We start from the raw sequence: 15,985 nt of genomic DNA, 5'->3' as shown, positions 1-15,985 counted from the left end.
CCAATGTGGCCTTGGTTGCGTCTGACGCACCCAAGGGGCCCTTCGGTGCGTTGAACGCACCGAAGGCCACATTGGGGCGCTTACGTCCGGGGCTCCGGGGGCGGGTCGAACGTGATGCCTGCGGCCGCCGCGCGGCGCTCGCCCCACTCGTACAGCGCCTGCAGCGCCGGGCGGAGCTCCTCCCCCACCTCCGTCAGGTGGTACTCCACGTGCGGGACCCGGCCGTCGAACTCGAGGCGCCGGACGATCCCGTCCGCGGCCAGCTCGCGCAGCTGCTGGGTCAGCATCTTCTCGCTCACCCCCGGCATCCGCCGCCGCAGCTCGCCGTAGCGGTGCGCGCCCTCCTTCAGGTGGGCCAGGATCACCGGCTTCCACTTGCCGCCGATCAGGTCGACCGCCAGCTCCACCGCGCAGTGGTACCGCTTCATCCCATTCCCCCTACGCACCGGAAAGTACGTGGTTGCCCGGCCGGAGCACCACTGGTTGCCTGACCGGGTGATCGTGCCAGAAACCCCACCCGCCACCCCGACCCTCTACGACTGGGCCGGCGGCCACGACGCGCTCGTGCAGCTGCTGACGATCTTCTACGGCCACGTCCTCGAAGATCCCCTGCTCGAACCCGTCTTCCGCGGCATGGACCCGGACCACCCGAAGCACGTCGCGGTCTGGCTCGGCGAGGTCTTCGGCGGGCCGGCCGCCTACTCCGCGGGCCACGGCGGCCACGCCCACATGGTCGGCCGCCACCTCGGCCGCGCCATCACCGAGCAGCAGCGCCGCCGGTGGGTGAACCTGCTGCTCGACGCCGCCGACGAGGCCGGCCTGCCCGGCGACCCCGAGTTCCGCGCCGCCTTCGCCGGCTACCTCGAGTGGGGCAGCCGCCTGGCCGTCGTGTTCTCCGCCCCCGGCGCCGAGCCGAACCTGCACGAACCGGTGCCGCACTGGGACTGGCCGATGCCGCCCTGGCAGCCACCCGCGTCGTAGCCGCACAGTGAGGGCAGCCGGAAAGGAGGCTGCCCGTGATCCGGGTCGACGGCCGGACCCTGCGGTGCGCGGACGTGGTGACCGCCGCGCGCACCGGGGGCCCGCTGGGCATCGACGTCTCGGTCGCCGCGCTGCGCGGTGCCGAGCACGCGTGGAAGCTCGCCGGGGAACTGAGCACCCGGCGGATGGTCTACGGCCGGACGACCGGCGTCGGCGCCACCAAGGACGACACCGTCGAGAGCTCGCGGGAGCACGGCCTGCGCCTGCTGCGCAGCCACGCGGGCGGCAGCGGCGACCCGATGCCGCCCGGGCAGGTCCGCGCGATGATGCTGATCCGCCTGAACCAGCTCCTGGCCGGGCGGTCGGGGATCAGCCCCGAGCTGATCGGCGCGCTGGCCGACGCGGTCCGCGCCGGCGCGCTCCCGCTGGTGCACCGGCTCGGCGCGATCGGCACCGGCGACCTCGCCCCGCTGGCCGAGACGGCGCTCGCGCTCACCGGGGAACGCGCGTGGGTCGAGGGGCACGTGCCGCCGGTGGCGGTGCAGGCCGGCGACGCGCTGGCGTTCATGAGCAGCAACGCCGCGACGCTCGCCGAAGCGACCCTCGCGACGATGCGGCTCGACACGCTGACCCGGGCGAGCCACGCCGTCGCGGCGCTGACGTACGTCGCGCTCGACGGCAACCCCGAGGCGTACGCGACGCCGGTGCACGAAGCGCGTCCGCACGCGGGGCAGGTCGCGTGCGCGGCCGAAATGCGCCGGCTGCTCGGCATGCACCAGACGCCGAAGCCGGGCCGGCGGATCCAGGACCCGTTCGGGCTGCGGGCGTTCCCGCAGGTGCAGGGCCCCGCGCTGGACGCGATCCACTACCTGCGGGACGTCCTCGCCATCGAGATCAACGCCAGCACCGAGAACCCGATGATCTCGACGGTCCACGGCGACGCCTACCACCACGCGCACTTCCACACCGCGTATGTGTCGACGGCGCTGGACCAGGCGCGCGCGACCGTGCACCAGGTGGCGGAACTGTCGGTGGCGCGGCTCGGCGACCTGGTCGAGCCGGAGTTCACCGGGCTGCGGCCGTTCCTCGCGGCGGGCCCGGCGGGCAGCTCCGGCGTGATGATCCTGGAGTACGTCGCCCACGACGCGCTCACCGAACTGCGGCAGGCGGCCCTCCCGGCGACGCTCGGCACGGCCGTCGTCTCCCGCGGCATCGAGGACCACGCGAGCTTCTCGACGCAGGCGGCCCGCGCGGCGACCGCGGCCTGCACGTCGTACCAGCAGGTGCTGGCGTGCGAGCTGGTCGCGGCGGTGCGTGCGCTGCGGATGCGGGACGCGGACCTGGTGGACCTGCCGGTGCGCGACGCGTTCGACGCGGCGGCCGAAGTCCTGGACGAGAGCACCGACGACCGTCCCCTCACCGACGACATCGCCGCCGCGGTCGGCGTCCTGGACACCCTCGCCCGCATCTAGCGTGAACCCGGATCGCCCCTTCTGCGAACAACAAGCGCAGATCGGCCTCACGACAGGCAAGGCGGTTCATGAGTTCACCAGGTGAAGCCGGGGTCGACGCGGAGATCATCACCGCGTCGCTCCGGCACCCCGAGCGGTTCGCGGCCGTCTTCGACCGCCACGCCCCGCAGATCCACCGCTACCTCGCCCGGCGGCTCGGCGGCCAGGTCGCCGACGACCTCGTGGGCGAGACGTTCCTGATCGCGTTCGGCGGCCGTGGCCGCTACGACCCGGCGTTCCCGGACGCGCGGCCGTGGCTCTACGGCATCGCCACCAACCTCGTCGGGCGGCGCCGGCGGGAGGAGGCGCGCGAGTACCGGCTGCGCGCCGCACTCGGGCCGCCCGCCGATCAGGCGTGTCACGCGGATCAGGTCGCCGCGCAGGTGACCGCCCAGGCGATGAACGCCCGGCTCGCCACGGCACTGGCCGCCCTCTCCCCCGGCGACCGCGACGTGCTGCTGCTGATCGCCTGGGAAGGCCTCGCCTACGAAGAGGTCGCGGCCGCGCTGGACATCCCGGTCGGCACGGTCCGGTCGCGCCTGAACCGGGCCCGCAAGAAGGTCCGCGCCCAGCTGGGGCACACCCCCGCCGAGGAGGTCTCGAACCATGGATGAGATGCAGCTGCTCCGCGAGTTCGCCGGACCGGCCGTCCTCCCGGCGCCCGGCGACCTGGGCCCGGCGCGCGGCGACCTGCTCGCCGCGGCGCGACGACCGGCTCGCCACCGGCGCGCGGTGTGGGGCGGGCTCGCCGCGGCGGGACTCGCCGCGGCCGTCGCCGCCGCCGCCGTCGTCGTGCTGACGCCGCCGGACACCGCTGTCCCGCCGGCCCCCCGAGCGGCGACCGACCCGGTGTCGATCCTGCACTCCGCGGCCGCGCTGGCCCGCGCCCAGCCGGACGCCGAACCCCGGCCGGACCAGTTCGTCTACACCCGGACGCGCACCGCGGACGGCCGGGAGAACGAGGTGTGGGCGTCGGCGGACGGGACCCACGACGGGCTCCAGATCCTGTTCGGCCACGAAACCGAAGTCGCCGGCTGCCGCGACGGCGAACGGGTGCAGCGGGAAGGCCACGGGCGGACGGTGACGAGCAAGTGCGTGCCGCACCCCGCGGCCCACCCGGAGCTGCCGGCGAACGCCGACGACATGCTCGCCTACCTGCACAAGAGCACCTACGGCGAAGGGGACACGCTGCACGACCTCGGCGTCGAGGTCGTGACGCTGGCCGGCGGCTACCTGCGCCCGGCGACGCGGGCCGCCCTCTACGAGGCCGTGGCGAAGGTCCCCGGGCTGGTCGCGCGGCCGGACGCGACGGACAGCACCGGCCGGCCGGTCCTCGGGATCACCTGGAACAGCACGACCGAGCACGTGATCGGCAACCAGGACGAGTTCCTGTTCGACCCGGTGACCTTCGCCTACCTCGGCGACGGGACGACCGGTTCGGTGGTGGACCGAGGCATCGTCGACCGGGTGCGGCAGCGCCCCTAGACCGGAAACGCCGTGAAGGCCTCCTTACCGGCCATAAGAGCCGGTAAGGAGGCCTTCACGGACAACCAGGCTCAGCCGAAGAAGACTTCGGCCTCTTCGTAGCGCTCGGTCGGGACCGTCTTCAGCTCGGCGGTCGCCTCCGACAGCTTCACGCGGACGATGTCGGTGCCCTTCAGGGCGACCATGACGCCGAAGTCGCCGTCGGCCACCGCGTCCACGGCGTGGAGGCCGAAGCGGGTCGCGAGCACGCGGTCGTACGCGGTCGGGGTGCCGCCGCGCTGGACGTGGCCCAGCACGACCGCGCGGGACTCCTTGCCGGTGCGGCGGGCGATCTCGTCGGCCAGCCAGGTGCCGATGCCGCCGAGGCGGACGTGCCCGAAGGCGTCCTTCTCGCCGGTGAGCAGCTTCTCCTCGCCGCCCTCGGGCAGCGCGCCCTCGGCCACGACGATGATCGGCGCGAACTCCTTCTCGAAGCGGCGCTCGACCCAGGAGACGACCTGCTCGACGTTGAAAGCCCGCTCCGGCACCAGGATCACGCTCGCGCCGCCGGCTAGGCCGGAGTGCAGCGCGATCCAGCCGGCGTGGCGGCCCATGACCTCGACGACCAGCGCGCGGTGGTGCGACTCGGCGGTGGTGTGCAGCCGGTCGATCGCCTCGGTCGCGATGGAGACCGCGGTGTCGAAGCCGAAGGTGTAGTCGGTCGAGCCCAGGTCGTTGTCGATCGTTTTGGGCACGCCCACGACGCCGACGCCGTCGTCCGTCAGGCGCTTCGCGACGCCGAGGGTGTCCTCGCCGCCGATCGCGATCAGCGCGTCGACGCCCTGGTCGGCCAGGACCTTCTTGATCTTCTCGACGCCACCCTCGACCTTGTACGGGTTGGTGCGCGAGGACCGCAGGATGGTTCCGCCGCGGGTGAGGATGTCCTCGACGTCGTTGAGGCCGAGGGGGCGGCTGTCCCCGGTCAGCGGACCGTTCCAGCCGTTGCGGAAGCCCACGAAGTCCCAGCCGTGCACCTCGATGCCCTTACGCACCACCGCGCGGATCACCGCGTTGAGCCCCGGGCAGTCGCCGCCGCCGGTCAGCACACCGACACGCATGAGAAGCCTCCGTCTGTTCTCTGGAGATGACAGTCACATTTCGCTCGGGTGCCAGCGTAGCGGCTCTCGTCTTGATCGGTGCAGCCCGGACCACCTGCCGGATCGGTCCGGGTTCGCCCTGTGCTACTTTGGCGCCGTGCAGCGCTATTACTGGTTTACGAAGCCGGCCCCGGGTGGGCTCGGCGGCGTGAACCTGCGCTGACCTCCACCCCCGAGCCGGATTTCCAACCGGCTCGGCGAGGGTCCCCCGCGCGGGTCGGTGTCCACCAGAAAGGATCACCCCCGCGATGACGCTCTCCGCCGGACCAGCCACCATCGGTGACCTCGACGCCGCGCGCACCACGTCGATCAGTCCGCTCATTCCGCCCGCGCTGCTCCGCGAAGACCATCCCGTCGACGCCGCCGTCGCCAAGGTCGTGCAGGAGGGCCGCACCGAAACGGTCGACATCCTCGACGGCCGGGACGACCGGCTGCTCGTGGTCGTCGGCCCGTGCTCGGTGCACGACCCGGAAGCCGCCCTCGACTACGCCCGCCGGCTGGCTGCGAAGGCCGAGGAAGTGCGCGGCGAACTGCACATCGTGATGCGCGTCTACTTCGAGAAGCCGCGCACCACGCTGGGCTGGAAGGGCCTGATCAACGACCCGGACCTCGACGGCACGTTCGCCGTCAACAAGGGCCTGCGGATGGCGCGCAAGCTGCTGCTCGACGTCTCCGGGCTCGGCCTGCCGGTCGGGTGCGAGTTCCTCGACCCGATCACGCCGCAGTTCATCGCCGACATCGTGACGTGGGGGTCGATCGGCGCGCGGACCGCGGCGAGCCAGGTGCACCGCCAGCTGTGCAGCGCGCTGTCGATGCCGGTGGGCATCAAGAACTCGACCGAGGGTGACGTCCAGGTGGCGGTCGACGCGACCCGCGCGGCCGCGGCGAGCCACGTGTTCCCGGGCATCAACACCGACGGCTTGGCGGCCCTGCTGACGACGGCGGGCAACCCGGACTGCCACGTGATCTTGCGCGGCCACAACGGCGGCCCGAACTACGACGCCGCGACGGTGACGGACACCCTGGCACGCCTGGCGAAGTCGGGTCTGCCGGAGCGCGTGATCATCGACGCGAGCCACGGCAACAGCGGCAAGGACCACGTGCGGCAGGCATCCGTGGTGCGCGAGCTGGCGGCCCGGATCGCGTCCGGTGAGCGCGGGATCTCCGGGCTGATGATGGAGAGCTTCCTCGCGGCCGGGCGGCAGGAACTCGACCTGGGCCACGCGGAGAAGCTGACGTACGGGCAGTCGATCACGGACGCGTGCCTGGCGTGGGACGACACGGCCCCGCTGCTGGACGAGCTGGCCGAGGCGGTCCGGGCGCGCCGCTGAGAGGTCCCCGGCCTGGGGGTCCCCCGGTTTTCACGTTACCGGGGACCCCCGACAGTTTCGGGCGGCCGGGAAGTCAGCGCAGCAGCGGCAGTGACCCGATGAGCCGGTCGATGCGTTTGCGCGGACCGTGCAGGGCGACGCCGATGCTGTCGAGGTCCGCGGTGGCCGTGGCCGCCAGCTTGGCCGTGTACTCCTCGTAGGTCCGGCAGCTCTGGGCGAGCGCGCTGAAGGCGACGAAGAAGACTTCGTCGTCTTCAGCGGCCGCCCGGACGATGGCGGCGACCTCCTCGCGCGGAGCCCTCAGGATCGGCAGCGGCACGTGGATGATCCCGGGGTGTGCGACGCCGTCGGCGTCCTCGACGTCGGCGCCGACCAGGCCCTCGATCCGGTGCCCGAGGGTCACCGAGAGGACGCCGGCGGCGTTGGCCGCCAGGCCCACCGGCAGCTCCGCACCGACCACCACCGCGCACTTGTCCGCCATCACGCTTCCTTCCGCAGGCTGCCCAGGGAAACCCCGGCGATCACGACGGCCCCACCCAGCAGCTGGGAAAGCGAAAGTGTCTCGCCGGCCAGCAGCACCGCCCAGCCGAGACCCGCCACCGGGACGATCGTGAGCAGGTTGACCGCGACGCTCGGTTCGAGCCCGCGAAGCCCGTAGTTGTAGAGCAGGAACGCCGCCACCGAACAGAAAGCCGCGAGGAAGGCGATCCGCAGCAGGTCTCCCCCGGCCGGGACGCTCCAGCGGTCCACCTCGGTCAGCGACAGCAGGACGAACCCGCCCGCGCCCGCGAGCGTCTGGTAGTAGGTGACCACGATCGGCGACGCGCCCGAGCCGTCCCGCCGCACCACGAGGTTGTAGACCGCCCACGCGAGGCCGCCGGCGACGAGCAGGAGGTCGCCCCACAGCCGGTGGTCGCTCCCGCCGCCGGTCTGCCCGCGCACCACCAGCCAGACCCCGCCGACCGCCACCAGCATGCCGGCCAGCCGGACCGGGGAGAACGCGGCGCGGCCGGAGAGCGCCAGGGTGATGATCGGGTAGGCGGCGACGATCAGCGTCGCGTCGGACGCCGTGGCCAGGTCGACGCCGGCGTTCTCCAGCGCGAAGTACGCCGTGATCCCGAGCAGGCCGGCGAACCCGATGACCAGCCGTTGCCGAAGGGACGGGAGCCGGTGCCGGCCCGTGTGCACCACCACGCCGAGGACGGCCGCGGCGACGACGAACCGCAGCGCGCCGAGCGTCATCGGCGGGATCCGCGCCAGCGCCACCTTGGTCACCGCGAACGAGCTGCTCCAGATCAGCGCGGCGGCCAGGACGGCGGCCACGGCAAGGCCGCGGCCAGGACGGGTTTCCGTGATCATGGCCCGACCCTAAACAGCGAGCGGAAAGGCCTCGACGAAAGCCGTGTTAGATTCGGCGGCCCGGGCAGAACCTCGAATTCTGCTCGCCGACGGGAGGCGGGACCCCTCGATGGACGAACTGGATTCGGCACTGCTGACCCTGCTTCAGGAGGACGCCAAGCAGACCAACAAGGAGCTCGCGCGCCGGCTGCACATCGCGCAGTCGACCTGTCTCGAGCGGGTTCGGGAGCTGACCCGGCGCGGGATCGTGCGCGGGCACCACGTCGAGGTCGACCTGAAGAAGATCGGCCGGCCGGTGCAGGCGATGGTCGCGGTGCGGCTGCGCCCGCCCGACCGCGCGGTGATCGAGTCGTTCCGCGCCTTCGTGGCCGGGCTGCCCGAGGTGCTGTCGGTGTTCGTGATGTCCGGCAGCGACGACTTCCTGCTGCACATCGCGGTCGCCGACAACGACCACCTGAGCGGGTTCGTCCTCGACCGGCTGACCCAGCGCAAGGAGATCGTCGACGTCCGGACGTCGGTGATCTTCAACCACTTCCGCCGGACCGTGGTAACCCCAGCGACGCCGGGCGAGTGATCAGCGGCGCCGGAAGTACTCCTCGATGATCTCCCAGCGCGCGAGGTTGTGCTTCGCGTCCGCCAGGGCGTCGTGCTGGTCGGTGGGCGCCGACGGCAGCTTCGGCTTGCCCGCGTCCTCCCACCGCTGACGCAGGTCGCGGGTGAAGCGCGGCAGCTGCCGCGGCAGCGCCGGCATCGGGCCCCACAGCTGGGCGAGCGCGACGTGGTCGTACGCGGCGAACCACGCCCACAGCTCGATCCCGCCCGGCGGCTTGCCGAAGAACTCCAGCAGGTCGGCACGGATCTTCTCGCGGCTGCGCCACGCCCGGTCGGCCGGCGACGGCAGCTTGTCCAGGACGTTGTCCCGGACCCACTGGCCGGCCTTCGCCGGGTCGAACTCGGTCGAAACCGCGTAGAACTCGCGGCCCCGTTCGTCAACGACACCGATGGACACCAGATCGATGGTCACGCCGTCTTCGATGAATTCGGTGTCGTAGAAGAAACGCACCGGTGAACCCTAGTGGGTCAGCCGACCTTCGATTCGGGCACCCGGGCCGCGTCCGACGCGGTCGGCTGCGCGGGCACCTTGGGCTTGACCCCGGCGGCCTCCGCGGCCAGCAGTTCCTTGGCCTTCGCCGCGTAGATGTCGACGTACTCCTGGCCGGACAGCTCCATCAGCGCGTACATGATCTCGTCGGTGATCGACCGCTCGATGAAGCGGTCGCCCGCGAGACCCTCGTACCGCGAAAAGTTCAGGGGCTTGCCGAAGCGGACCTCGAGCCGGCGCGGCCACCACATCTTGGAGCCGATCGGGTTGACCTTGTCCGTGCCGATCATCGCCACCGGGACGACGACGCCGCCGGACTCCAGGGCGATCCGGGCGACGCCGGTCTTGCCCTTGTAGAGCCGGCCGTCCGGGGAGCGGGTGCCCTCGGGGTAGATGCCGAGCAGGTGGCCGGCCTTGACCAGCCGGGTCGCGGTGTCGAGCGCGGCCTGGGCGGCGTTGCCGCCGGAGCGGTCGATCGGGAACTGGCCGACGCCGGTGAAGAACCACTTCTTGAGCAGGCCCTTCAAGCCGGGCTCGGTGAAGTACTCGGACTTGGCCGGGAAGGTGACCTTGCGCTTGACGCGCAGCGGCATGAAGAACGAGTCGGCGACCGCCAGGTGGTTGCCGGCCAGGATCGCGCCCCCGTTCTCGGGGATGTTCTCCGCGCCGACGACCTTGGTCGGCCACAGCGTCTTGAGCAGCGGTCCGATGAATACCCACTTCATGAGCCAGTACAGCACCGGTGCCTCAGTCCTCCATCGCAGCTCAACCCCTGTCACCCGCGACGGTCAGCCTACGAAGCCCGGTGGCCGCCGCACAACGGAGACCACCCGGTTACCACTCGGCAGCGATCGATCTCACAGGGAATTCCGGGTCCGGGCGGACCCCCACAACGCCCGCGAGCCGTGAGAGCATGGGGGAATCCACCGCTTACACGGAAGGCGATCGCATGGGCGTGCTCGCCGGCGCGGAACCGTTCGGCCACACCGGTTCGGCCGAGACCGGGTTCCTGCTCTGCCACGGGTTCACCGGCACCCCGGCGAGCATGCGGGCCTGGGGTGACCACCTGGCCGGGGCCGGGTTCACGGTGCGCTGCCCGCTGCTGCCGGGGCACGGCACCCGCTGGCCCGACCTCAACCGCACGACGTGGGAAGACTGGTACGGCGCCGTCCGCGAAGCGCTGCTCGCGCTGCTCTCGACGTGCAAGACCGTGTTCGTCGGCGGCCTCTCGATGGGCGGGACGCTGACCCTGCGCCTGGCCGAGGAGTTCGGCGACCGGATCGCCGGGATCGTCCTGGTCAACCCGTCGGTGACGCGGCTGAAGTGGGACACGAAGCTGCTGCCGGTGCTGGGCAAGATCGTGCCTTCGGTGCCGGCGATCGCGAACGACATCAAGAAGCCGGGCGAGACGGAGCTGGCCTACCCGCGCACGCCGGTGCGGGCCGCGGCGAGCCTGGCGAAGCTGTGGGCCCTCGTGCGCGCGGACCTGGGGAAGGTGACGCAGCCGGTGCTGCTGCTGCACTCGTCGGTCGACCACGTCGTCGAGCCGGAGAACTCGCGGCTCGTGCTGCAGGGGGTCTCGAGCACCGACGTCACCGAGGTCGTGCTGGAGAACAGCTACCACGTCGCGACCCAGGACAACGACGCCGAAGTCATCTTCACGCGTAGCGTCGAGTTCGTGAAGGCGCACGCCGCTCAGCCCGAGGAGACCGCATGAGCCGGGGGAAGGACGGGCCGGAGGACGTCGACGCGACGTTCGCCGAAATCGTCGCCGACCTGCGCGCCGATGGGTTCGGGCTCCCTGAAGTGGACACAGCGGACACCGCCGGGAGCGCGGACGCCGCCGGGAGCACGGACGCGGCGGGGAGCGCCGCGGGGTCCGGGCCGGGTGTGGAGAGCGAGTCGCGCCGGACACCGGACCGGCCCGCCGAGCCGCCGGCCGTGGACACCCCGCCGGAGACCGGCTGGCGGTCCGGGGGCACGTCGTGGGACGCGACGATGTTCTCCGACGACCCGGCCGGCGACGACGAGCACTACGTCCCGCCGGAGCCGCCGCCGCTGCCGCGGCCGAAGATGGGCGCGTTCCTCATCCTGCTGCTGTTCCTGGCCGGGCTGTTCCTGCTGATCCTGCCCGGCGCGATCGGCGTGGGCCCGACGGTGGCGACGCCGCTGGGCATCCTCGCGCTCGCGACGTCGATCGCGTTGCTGCTGCTGCGCGTCCGGCAGGGGCCGCCGCCCGGCGCCGACCCCAGCAACGGCGCCCAGGTCTGATCCGCCACGGCGATGCACATCGAGTTCAGCCCCTCGCGGCGATCGACCGTCGGCGCGGAATGGGAGCTCGGCCTGGTCGACCGGCGCAGCGGTGAGCTGTCGTCGGTGGCCGAGCGGATCCTCGAGGCCGTCCGCCCCGACGACCGCGGCGAGCACCCGAAGATCAAGCAGGAGCTGCTGCTCAACACCATCGAGGTCATCACCGGCGTCTGCGACACGATCGCCGAGGTCAAGGCCGACCTGGCCGGGTCGCTCGACGTCCTGCACGGCGTCGCCGACCCGCTCGGCGTCGAGATGTTCTCGGCCGGGACGCACCCGTTCTCGAACTGGTACCAGCAGAAGGTCACCGACAAGGAGCGGTACGCCAAGCTGATCGACCGGACCCAGTGGTGGGGCCGGCAGATGCTGATCTACGGCGTGCACGTCCACGTCGGGGTCGACCACCGCGACAAGGTGCTGCCGATCCTCGACGCGCTGCTGAACTACGCGCCGCACCTGCAGGCGCTGTCGGCGTCTTCGCCGTACTGGGGCGCCGAAGACACCGGGTACGCGTCGAACCGGGCGCTGATGTTCCAGCAGCTGCCGACGGCCGGGCTGCCGTTCCAGTTCCGGAAGTGGGCCGAGCTGGAGAGCTACGCCGAGGACATGTTCACCACCGGCGTGATCGACCACTTCTCGGAGATCCGCTGGGACATCCGGCCGGCGCCGCACCTGGGCACGATCGAGATGCGCGTCTGCGACGGGCTGCCGACGCTGGAGGAGGTCGGCGCGATCTCGGCGCTGACGCAGTGCCTGGTCGACGACTTCAGCGAGCGCCTCGACGACGGCGAGATCCTGCCGGTGCTGCCGCCGTGGCACGTCCAGGAGAACAAGTGGCGCGCGGCCCGCTACGGCACCGACGCGATCATCATCCTGGACGCGGCCGGGCGCGAGCGGCTGGTCACCGACGACATCGCCGACCTGCTGGACCGGCTGGAGCCGGTAGCGCGGCGCCTGGACTGCGTGGCCGAGCTGCGCGACGTCGAGACGATCCTGCGCCACGGGCCGAGCTACCGGCGGCAGCGGGCGGTCGCGGAACGGCACAAGGGCAGCCTCAAGGCCGTGATGGCGTCGCTGGTCGCCGAGATGCGCGACGGAATCTTGAAGAACTAGAGCCCGAAGAACTAGAGCTTGTCGAGCTGGGTGCGGAGCGTGCCCGGGCCGAGGATCGACGCGCCGAGGGCGGTCACCCGGCCGCGCAGCTCGCGGTCGGCGGTGGCGACCAGGACCTTGCCTTTCTGCTGCCCGACGACCTCGACGATCTTCGAGTCGCCGTCGGTGTCGGCGGGGACGACCTCGACTCCGGTCACCCCGGTGACGTTCTTCGCCTTGCCTTCGACGACCAGGATGATCCGGGGCCACCAGGTCACGGTGGCGTCGTCCGGGTCGGGCACACCGGCTTCGGCGAGCTTCACGAGCTGGTCGCGCAGGCGCTCGGCGGCACCGTGCCGGTCGCGCCACCAGCCGTCCGGCCGCGAGCCGACGACGTTGGCGGCGTCGACGACCAGGACCAGCTCCTGCCCGACGCGGTCGCGCAGGTCCGGCCAGGCGGCGGCGAAGTCGCGGTGCAGCCGGTACCCGGGCACGTCCTCGGGGTCCACCCAGCGCACCTCCGCACTTTCGGTGTTCGCGACCCGCGCCTCGGCCCCGTCGGCCAGGGCGAGGACGGTCGTGTAGCTCCACTCCCCATGGTCCACCACGGACGCCGACACCGCGCGGAAGGCCTCGGCGGGGACGGAGGCCTCTTCGAACGCTTCGCGGGCGGCCGCGGTCACCGCCGTCTCCCCCGCCTCGATGGCGCCGCCGGGCAGCGCCCAGGTGCGGCCGTGGTGCACCCACCAGGCGCGCCGCTGCAGGAGAACCCCGCGCGCGGGGTCGACGAGCAGCAGGCCGGCGGCGCCGTAGCGGCCCCAGTGCAGGTGCCCGCAGGAACACTTGACGAAGACGCTCGCGGACGCAGGACTCACCCGGCCAGCCTGTCACAATTGCCGGCGTGACCCGGTTCGACCAGCTCAAGCCCACGTTCTGGGACCGCGGCCCGGGCGAGCCGCTGAGCGCCCGCGAATTCGCCCACGCCGGCCGCGAACTCGGTGTCCGGCTGCCCATCGAGCTGGGCGAACTGCTGGGCCTGTGCAACGGCGGCGCGGTCGCCGCGCACTGCGACGCCTTCCCGAGGAGTGAGCCCGGCCCGCCACAACGGCATGAAAGACTCTTTCACCTCGCCGGACGCCATGAAAGGGTCGTTCATGGCATCCGGGCCGGGGTCAGACCGGGGTTTTCGCCGCTTCCAACGCCAGCGCCGCCGCGCCGACGATCGCCGTGTCGTCGCCCAGGTGGGCCGTGCGGATCCGCGCCAGCGGCCGGTGCCGGGCCCCCGTGATCGCGCCCGCGTAGTGCTCGCGGGCCTCGTCCAGGAACAGCGGGGCCGACTCCGACACTCCGCCGCCGATCACGATGATCTCCGGGTCGAACACGTCCGCCACCAGCGCCAGGCCCTCGCCGAGCCACTTGGCCAGCTCCGCCATCGCCAGCTGGGCGATCGGGTCGCCGTCGCGGGCCGCGCCGGCCACCCGGCGGCCCGTCACCGAGCCCGGGTCGCCCGCGACCTGCGGGGCCAGCACCGTCGACCGCCCGGGGTGGCGGGCCAGCAGCTCCACCGCCGTCGCCGCCAGGGCCGTCCCGCTGCAGTAGCGCTCCCAGCAGCCGTACTTGCCGCACGGGCACGCCCGCCCGCCGCGGACCACCGTCAGGTGGCCCAGCTCGGGCGCCACGCCGTACGCGCCGCGGAACAGCTTGCCCTCCAGCAGCAGCCCCGCGCCGATACCGGTGCCGAGCGCGACCAGCGCCGCCACCTGGGCGCCACGGGCCGCGCCGAAGCGGTGCTCGCCGACGATCGCCGAATTGACGTCGTGCTCCAGCAGCACCGGCAGGCCGACGCGCTTCTCGATCCGGTCCGCGACCGGCGCGCCCCGCCACGCCAGGTGCGGCGCGAACATCACCGACCGGCGGTCGCGCGCCACGAACCCGGCCACGGCCAAGCCGACCCCGGCCACCTCGTGCCGGTTGCGCAGGTCCTCGACCACGCCGGCGATGGCGTCCTCGAGGGCGCCCTCCTCGCTCGGCGTCGAGACCCGAGCCGTGTCGAGCAGCGAGCCGTGCTCGTCCACCACGCCGGCCCGGATGCTCGTCCCGCCGACGTCCACCCCTATCGTCCGCACTCAGCTCTCCCGATCCGGCCGCCACTCGTCCCGCCTGCGGACGGCGATGTGCTGCACCCGCGGCGAAGCCATGTCGTCCGTCGCGGTGGGCCGCGGCGCGGGCCGGAACCCGGGCATGTGCACGCCCTCGTCCGGTTCCCAGCGGTCCGCGAGCACCGCTCGGAGCAACGCCACCAGCTGGGCCAGCTGTTCCAGCAGTCTCGCGGCGAACTCGGGACGCTCACCTCGCACAACGGCGACGATCGCACACAGCGGGCACCAGCCGCACGCCGAAGCGTCCGGTTTCGCCTCGTCAGGGACCCCGTGGCCGGCGGCGACGACCCCTTCGAGCCACGGCGCCGCCTTCTCCACGACCATCTCGGCGAGCAGGCGGATCTCCTCCGCGAGCCGCGGTCCGGCCGCCTCGTCCTCTTCGCTCACCCGCGTCCCCGGTTCCCGGCCAGGCTCACGACCAGGCCGTCGGCGTCGGATTCCGCGCCGGTGATCCGGCACGGCCGCAGCGACTCCGGCAGGGCGATGAGCCTGCGGAAGCCGTCCACGGTGATCGCCAGGTCGTCGTCGACGCGGGCGAGGTCGACCTCGGCGTCCCGCCCGAGCGGGATCGCGATGCGCAGCGTGTAGCCCTCGGGCCCCGGCCGGACGCGCAGCAGGGGCGTGACCGGGGTGCCGTTGCCGTCCAAGGGGTCGCGGCCGCGGTAGAGCTCGGCGGCGATCTCCAGCAGCGCGGGCAGCCCGACCGGTTCGACGGCCCGGTGCTCGACGCGGGACACCGCTTCGAACCCGGCGGCGGAGAGTTCGGCCAGCACGGCGTCCTGCTGCGTCCGGCGCGTGCGCAGCCACGACGCGGCGCCGCCGCGCCAGAACCCGGGCGCGGGCATCAGCCGGTTGGCGATCAGGCCGTCGACGGCGATGCCGCGCAGGGCCAGGGAGCTGAGCGTGCGCCGCGCCTCGGCGACGACCACCCGTTCCGGCGTCAGCACCAGCCGGACCGTGGTCACCGACGGCTCGGTGAGCAGCGCGCGCAAGCCGTCCAGGTGGGTGCCGAGGCGGCGCACCGAGTCCGTGACGCGGCCGCGGCGGCCGAACACGCGGGTCAGGTAGCCGGAGACGGCTTCGGGCAGGGCGAGCAGCCGCAGCGTCTCGGCCGTCGGCCCGCAGTCGACGACGATGGTCTCCCAGGGCCCGTCTTCGGCCAGCCGGCGGACCTCGGTGAGGGCGAGCAGCTCGTCGACGCCGGGCAGCACGGTGAGCTCTTCGGCGTCCAAGGTGTCGAGCCCCGCGCCGGCCAGGGCCGACTGCAGCTCGGCCCGCAGCCGGTGCCAGCTGGTGTCCACCAGGGTGCGCGAGTCGATCTGGACCGCCGAGAGGAGAGCGTCCACTTCGGACGGCTCGGCGCCGAGGGTGTGGCCGAAGGCGTCGCCGAGCGAGTGCGCCGGGTCGGTGGACACGACGAGGGTCTTCCTGCCGCGGCCGGCCAGCGCGGCGCCGGTGGCCGCGGCCAGCGTGGTCTTCCCGACACCCCCCTTGCCGGTGAACAGCAGGATCCGCACGT

The 15,985-nt window shown here is 72.6% G+C and carries 20 protein-coding genes; 9 read left to right on the top strand and 11 right to left on the bottom strand.

All coding sequences use genetic code 11. The features are described from left to right. Positions 1–80: 80 nt before the first annotated feature. Positions 81–428, bottom strand: coding sequence for a helix-turn-helix domain-containing protein (locus AB0C38_RS35085; RefSeq protein ID WP_360681820.1), 348 nt, complete (start codon positions 426–428; stop codon positions 81–83). 67 nt (positions 429–495) lie between these two features. Here AB0C38_RS35085 and AB0C38_RS35080 point away from each other — a divergent pair, with 67 nt between their 5' ends. The 4 genes from AB0C38_RS35080 (at position 496) to AB0C38_RS35065 (ending at position 3,977) form a co-directional block, all read left to right on the top strand. Further along, the gene (locus AB0C38_RS35080) at positions 496–981 is read left to right on the top strand and encodes a group II truncated hemoglobin (protein WP_360681818.1); all 486 of its coding nucleotides are present in this window, start codon (positions 496–498) and stop codon (positions 979–981) included. Positions 982–1,016: 35 nt separating this feature from the next. Continuing rightward, positions 1,017–2,453, top strand: a complete 1,437-nt coding sequence (locus AB0C38_RS35075; protein ID WP_360681816.1) for an aromatic amino acid ammonia-lyase — start codon at positions 1,017–1,019, stop codon at positions 2,451–2,453. A gap of 68 nt (positions 2,454–2,521) precedes the next feature. Beyond that, positions 2,522–3,106, top strand: a complete 585-nt coding sequence (locus AB0C38_RS35070) for an RNA polymerase sigma factor (RefSeq protein WP_360681814.1) — start codon at positions 2,522–2,524, stop codon at positions 3,104–3,106. After that, a complete protein-coding gene (locus tag AB0C38_RS35065) occupies positions 3,099–3,977 on the top strand; it encodes a CU044_5270 family protein (protein ID WP_360681813.1) in 879 nt (292 codons plus the stop codon). The genes AB0C38_RS35070 and AB0C38_RS35065 overlap by 8 nt, the downstream gene beginning before the upstream one ends. A 71-nt stretch (positions 3,978–4,048) precedes the next feature. Here the strand turns inward: AB0C38_RS35065 and AB0C38_RS35060 are convergent, their stop codons facing one another. Next, a complete protein-coding gene (locus AB0C38_RS35060; RefSeq protein WP_360681811.1) occupies positions 4,049–5,074 on the bottom strand; it encodes a 6-phosphofructokinase in 1,026 nt (341 codons plus the stop codon). A gap of 287 nt (positions 5,075–5,361) precedes the next feature. Between AB0C38_RS35060 and AB0C38_RS35055 the strand changes: the two genes are divergently transcribed. Further along, positions 5,362–6,444, top strand: coding sequence for a 3-deoxy-7-phosphoheptulonate synthase (locus AB0C38_RS35055; protein WP_360681809.1), 1,083 nt, complete (start codon positions 5,362–5,364; stop codon positions 6,442–6,444). A 73-nt stretch (positions 6,445–6,517) separates the two neighbouring features. Here the strand turns inward: AB0C38_RS35055 and AB0C38_RS35050 are convergent, their stop codons facing one another. Continuing rightward, complete coding sequence (locus tag AB0C38_RS35050; protein ID WP_360681807.1) at positions 6,518–6,925, bottom strand: DUF2000 domain-containing protein; 408 nt, start codon at positions 6,923–6,925, stop codon at positions 6,518–6,520. Further along, complete coding sequence (locus AB0C38_RS35045; protein WP_360681805.1) at positions 6,925–7,803, bottom strand: EamA family transporter; 879 nt, start codon at positions 7,801–7,803, stop codon at positions 6,925–6,927. The genes AB0C38_RS35050 and AB0C38_RS35045 overlap by 1 nt, the downstream gene beginning before the upstream one ends. 109 nt (positions 7,804–7,912) lie before the next feature. On the opposite strand from AB0C38_RS35045, the gene AB0C38_RS35040 reads away from it, so the two are divergent. Beyond that, positions 7,913–8,377, top strand: a complete 465-nt coding sequence (locus tag AB0C38_RS35040) for an Lrp/AsnC family transcriptional regulator (protein ID WP_360681804.1) — start codon at positions 7,913–7,915, stop codon at positions 8,375–8,377. Here the strand turns inward: AB0C38_RS35040 and AB0C38_RS35035 are convergent, their stop codons facing one another. Further along, the gene (locus AB0C38_RS35035; protein ID WP_360681802.1) at positions 8,378–8,866 is read right to left on the bottom strand and encodes a polyadenylate-specific 3'-exoribonuclease AS; all 489 of its coding nucleotides are present in this window, start codon (positions 8,864–8,866) and stop codon (positions 8,378–8,380) included. It abuts the gene before it with no gap. Positions 8,867–8,883: 17 nt separating this feature from the next. After that, the gene (locus AB0C38_RS35030; RefSeq protein WP_360681800.1) at positions 8,884–9,645 is read right to left on the bottom strand and encodes a lysophospholipid acyltransferase family protein; all 762 of its coding nucleotides are present in this window, start codon (positions 9,643–9,645) and stop codon (positions 8,884–8,886) included. A gap of 209 nt (positions 9,646–9,854) precedes the next feature. Here AB0C38_RS35030 and AB0C38_RS35025 point away from each other — a divergent pair, with 209 nt between their 5' ends. From AB0C38_RS35025 to AB0C38_RS35015, 3 genes are read left to right on the top strand one after another with little or no spacing between them, the layout of a single operon-like run. Beyond that, on the top strand, positions 9,855–10,622 hold the full coding sequence (locus AB0C38_RS35025; RefSeq protein WP_360681798.1) for an alpha/beta fold hydrolase: 768 nt from the start codon (positions 9,855–9,857) through the stop codon (positions 10,620–10,622). Then, entirely contained in the window at positions 10,619–11,176 is a 558-nt protein-coding gene (locus tag AB0C38_RS35020) for a hypothetical protein (protein WP_360681796.1), read from the top strand. Before AB0C38_RS35025 ends, AB0C38_RS35020 begins: the two co-directional genes overlap by 4 nt. 12 nt (positions 11,177–11,188) lie before the next feature. Next, complete coding sequence (locus AB0C38_RS35015) at positions 11,189–12,328, top strand: glutamate--cysteine ligase (RefSeq protein WP_360681795.1); 1,140 nt, start codon at positions 11,189–11,191, stop codon at positions 12,326–12,328. Between the two features lie 11 nt (positions 12,329–12,339). Here AB0C38_RS35015 and AB0C38_RS35010 read toward each other — a convergent pair whose 3' ends face one another. The 5 genes from AB0C38_RS35010 to AB0C38_RS34990 are packed head-to-tail and all read right to left on the bottom strand — an operon-like array spanning position 12,340 to position 15,983. Beyond that, on the bottom strand, positions 12,340–13,182 hold the full coding sequence (locus AB0C38_RS35010) for an NUDIX domain-containing protein (RefSeq protein WP_360681793.1): 843 nt from the start codon (positions 13,180–13,182) through the stop codon (positions 12,340–12,342). Beyond that, positions 13,179–13,448, bottom strand: coding sequence for a hypothetical protein (locus AB0C38_RS35005; protein WP_360681792.1), 270 nt, complete (start codon positions 13,446–13,448; stop codon positions 13,179–13,181). Before AB0C38_RS35005 ends, AB0C38_RS35010 begins: the two co-directional genes overlap by 4 nt. 31 nt (positions 13,449–13,479) lie before the next feature. Continuing rightward, entirely contained in the window at positions 13,480–14,418 is a 939-nt protein-coding gene (locus AB0C38_RS35000) for an ROK family protein (protein WP_360681834.1), read from the bottom strand. A gap of 15 nt (positions 14,419–14,433) precedes the next feature. Then, positions 14,434–14,853, bottom strand: coding sequence for a hypothetical protein (locus AB0C38_RS34995; RefSeq protein ID WP_360681790.1), 420 nt, complete (start codon positions 14,851–14,853; stop codon positions 14,434–14,436). Beyond that, positions 14,850–15,983: an ArsA family ATPase gene (locus AB0C38_RS34990; RefSeq protein WP_360681789.1), complete on the bottom strand. Its 1,134-nt coding sequence runs from the start codon at positions 15,981–15,983 to the stop codon at positions 14,850–14,852. The genes AB0C38_RS34995 and AB0C38_RS34990 overlap by 4 nt, the downstream gene beginning before the upstream one ends. Positions 15,984–15,985 lie beyond the last annotated feature (2 nt).

It is taken from the genome of Amycolatopsis sp. NPDC048633 (genome assembly GCF_040650695.1).
GTDB lineage: Bacteria > Actinomycetota > Actinomycetes > Mycobacteriales > Pseudonocardiaceae > Amycolatopsis.
The sequence above is the reverse complement of the archived record's forward strand: the minus strand, read 5'-3'. Positions and strand labels throughout refer to the sequence as shown.

What these genes read in the sequence shown, in the direction of transcription:
- AB0C38_RS35070 (WP_360681814.1), top strand. Translation starts at nt 2,522, where the DNA reads ATGAGTTCACCAGGTGAAGCCGGGGTCGACGCGGAGATCATCACCGCG.
- AB0C38_RS35045 (WP_360681805.1), bottom strand. Translation starts at nt 7,803, where the DNA reads ATGATCACGGAAACCCGTCCTGGCCGCGGCCTTGCCGTGGCCGCCGTC.
- AB0C38_RS35015 (WP_360681795.1), top strand. Translation starts at nt 11,189, where the DNA reads ATGCACATCGAGTTCAGCCCCTCGCGGCGATCGACCGTCGGCGCGGAA.
- AB0C38_RS35040 (WP_360681804.1), top strand. Translation starts at nt 7,913, where the DNA reads ATGGACGAACTGGATTCGGCACTGCTGACCCTGCTTCAGGAGGACGCC.
- AB0C38_RS35005 (WP_360681792.1), bottom strand. Translation starts at nt 13,448, where the DNA reads ATGGCGTCCGGCGAGGTGAAAGAGTCTTTCATGCCGTTGTGGCGGGCC.
- AB0C38_RS35085 (WP_360681820.1), bottom strand. Translation starts at nt 428, where the DNA reads ATGAAGCGGTACCACTGCGCGGTGGAGCTGGCGGTCGACCTGATCGGC.
- AB0C38_RS35020 (WP_360681796.1), top strand. Translation starts at nt 10,619, where the DNA reads ATGAGCCGGGGGAAGGACGGGCCGGAGGACGTCGACGCGACGTTCGCC.
- AB0C38_RS35060 (WP_360681811.1), bottom strand. Translation starts at nt 5,074, where the DNA reads ATGCGTGTCGGTGTGCTGACCGGCGGCGGCGACTGCCCGGGGCTCAAC.
- AB0C38_RS35050 (WP_360681807.1), bottom strand. Translation starts at nt 6,925, where the DNA reads ATGGCGGACAAGTGCGCGGTGGTGGTCGGTGCGGAGCTGCCGGTGGGC.
- AB0C38_RS35065 (WP_360681813.1), top strand. Translation starts at nt 3,099, where the DNA reads ATGGATGAGATGCAGCTGCTCCGCGAGTTCGCCGGACCGGCCGTCCTC.
- AB0C38_RS35055 (WP_360681809.1), top strand. Translation starts at nt 5,362, where the DNA reads ATGACGCTCTCCGCCGGACCAGCCACCATCGGTGACCTCGACGCCGCG.
- AB0C38_RS35025 (WP_360681798.1), top strand. Translation starts at nt 9,855, where the DNA reads ATGGGCGTGCTCGCCGGCGCGGAACCGTTCGGCCACACCGGTTCGGCC.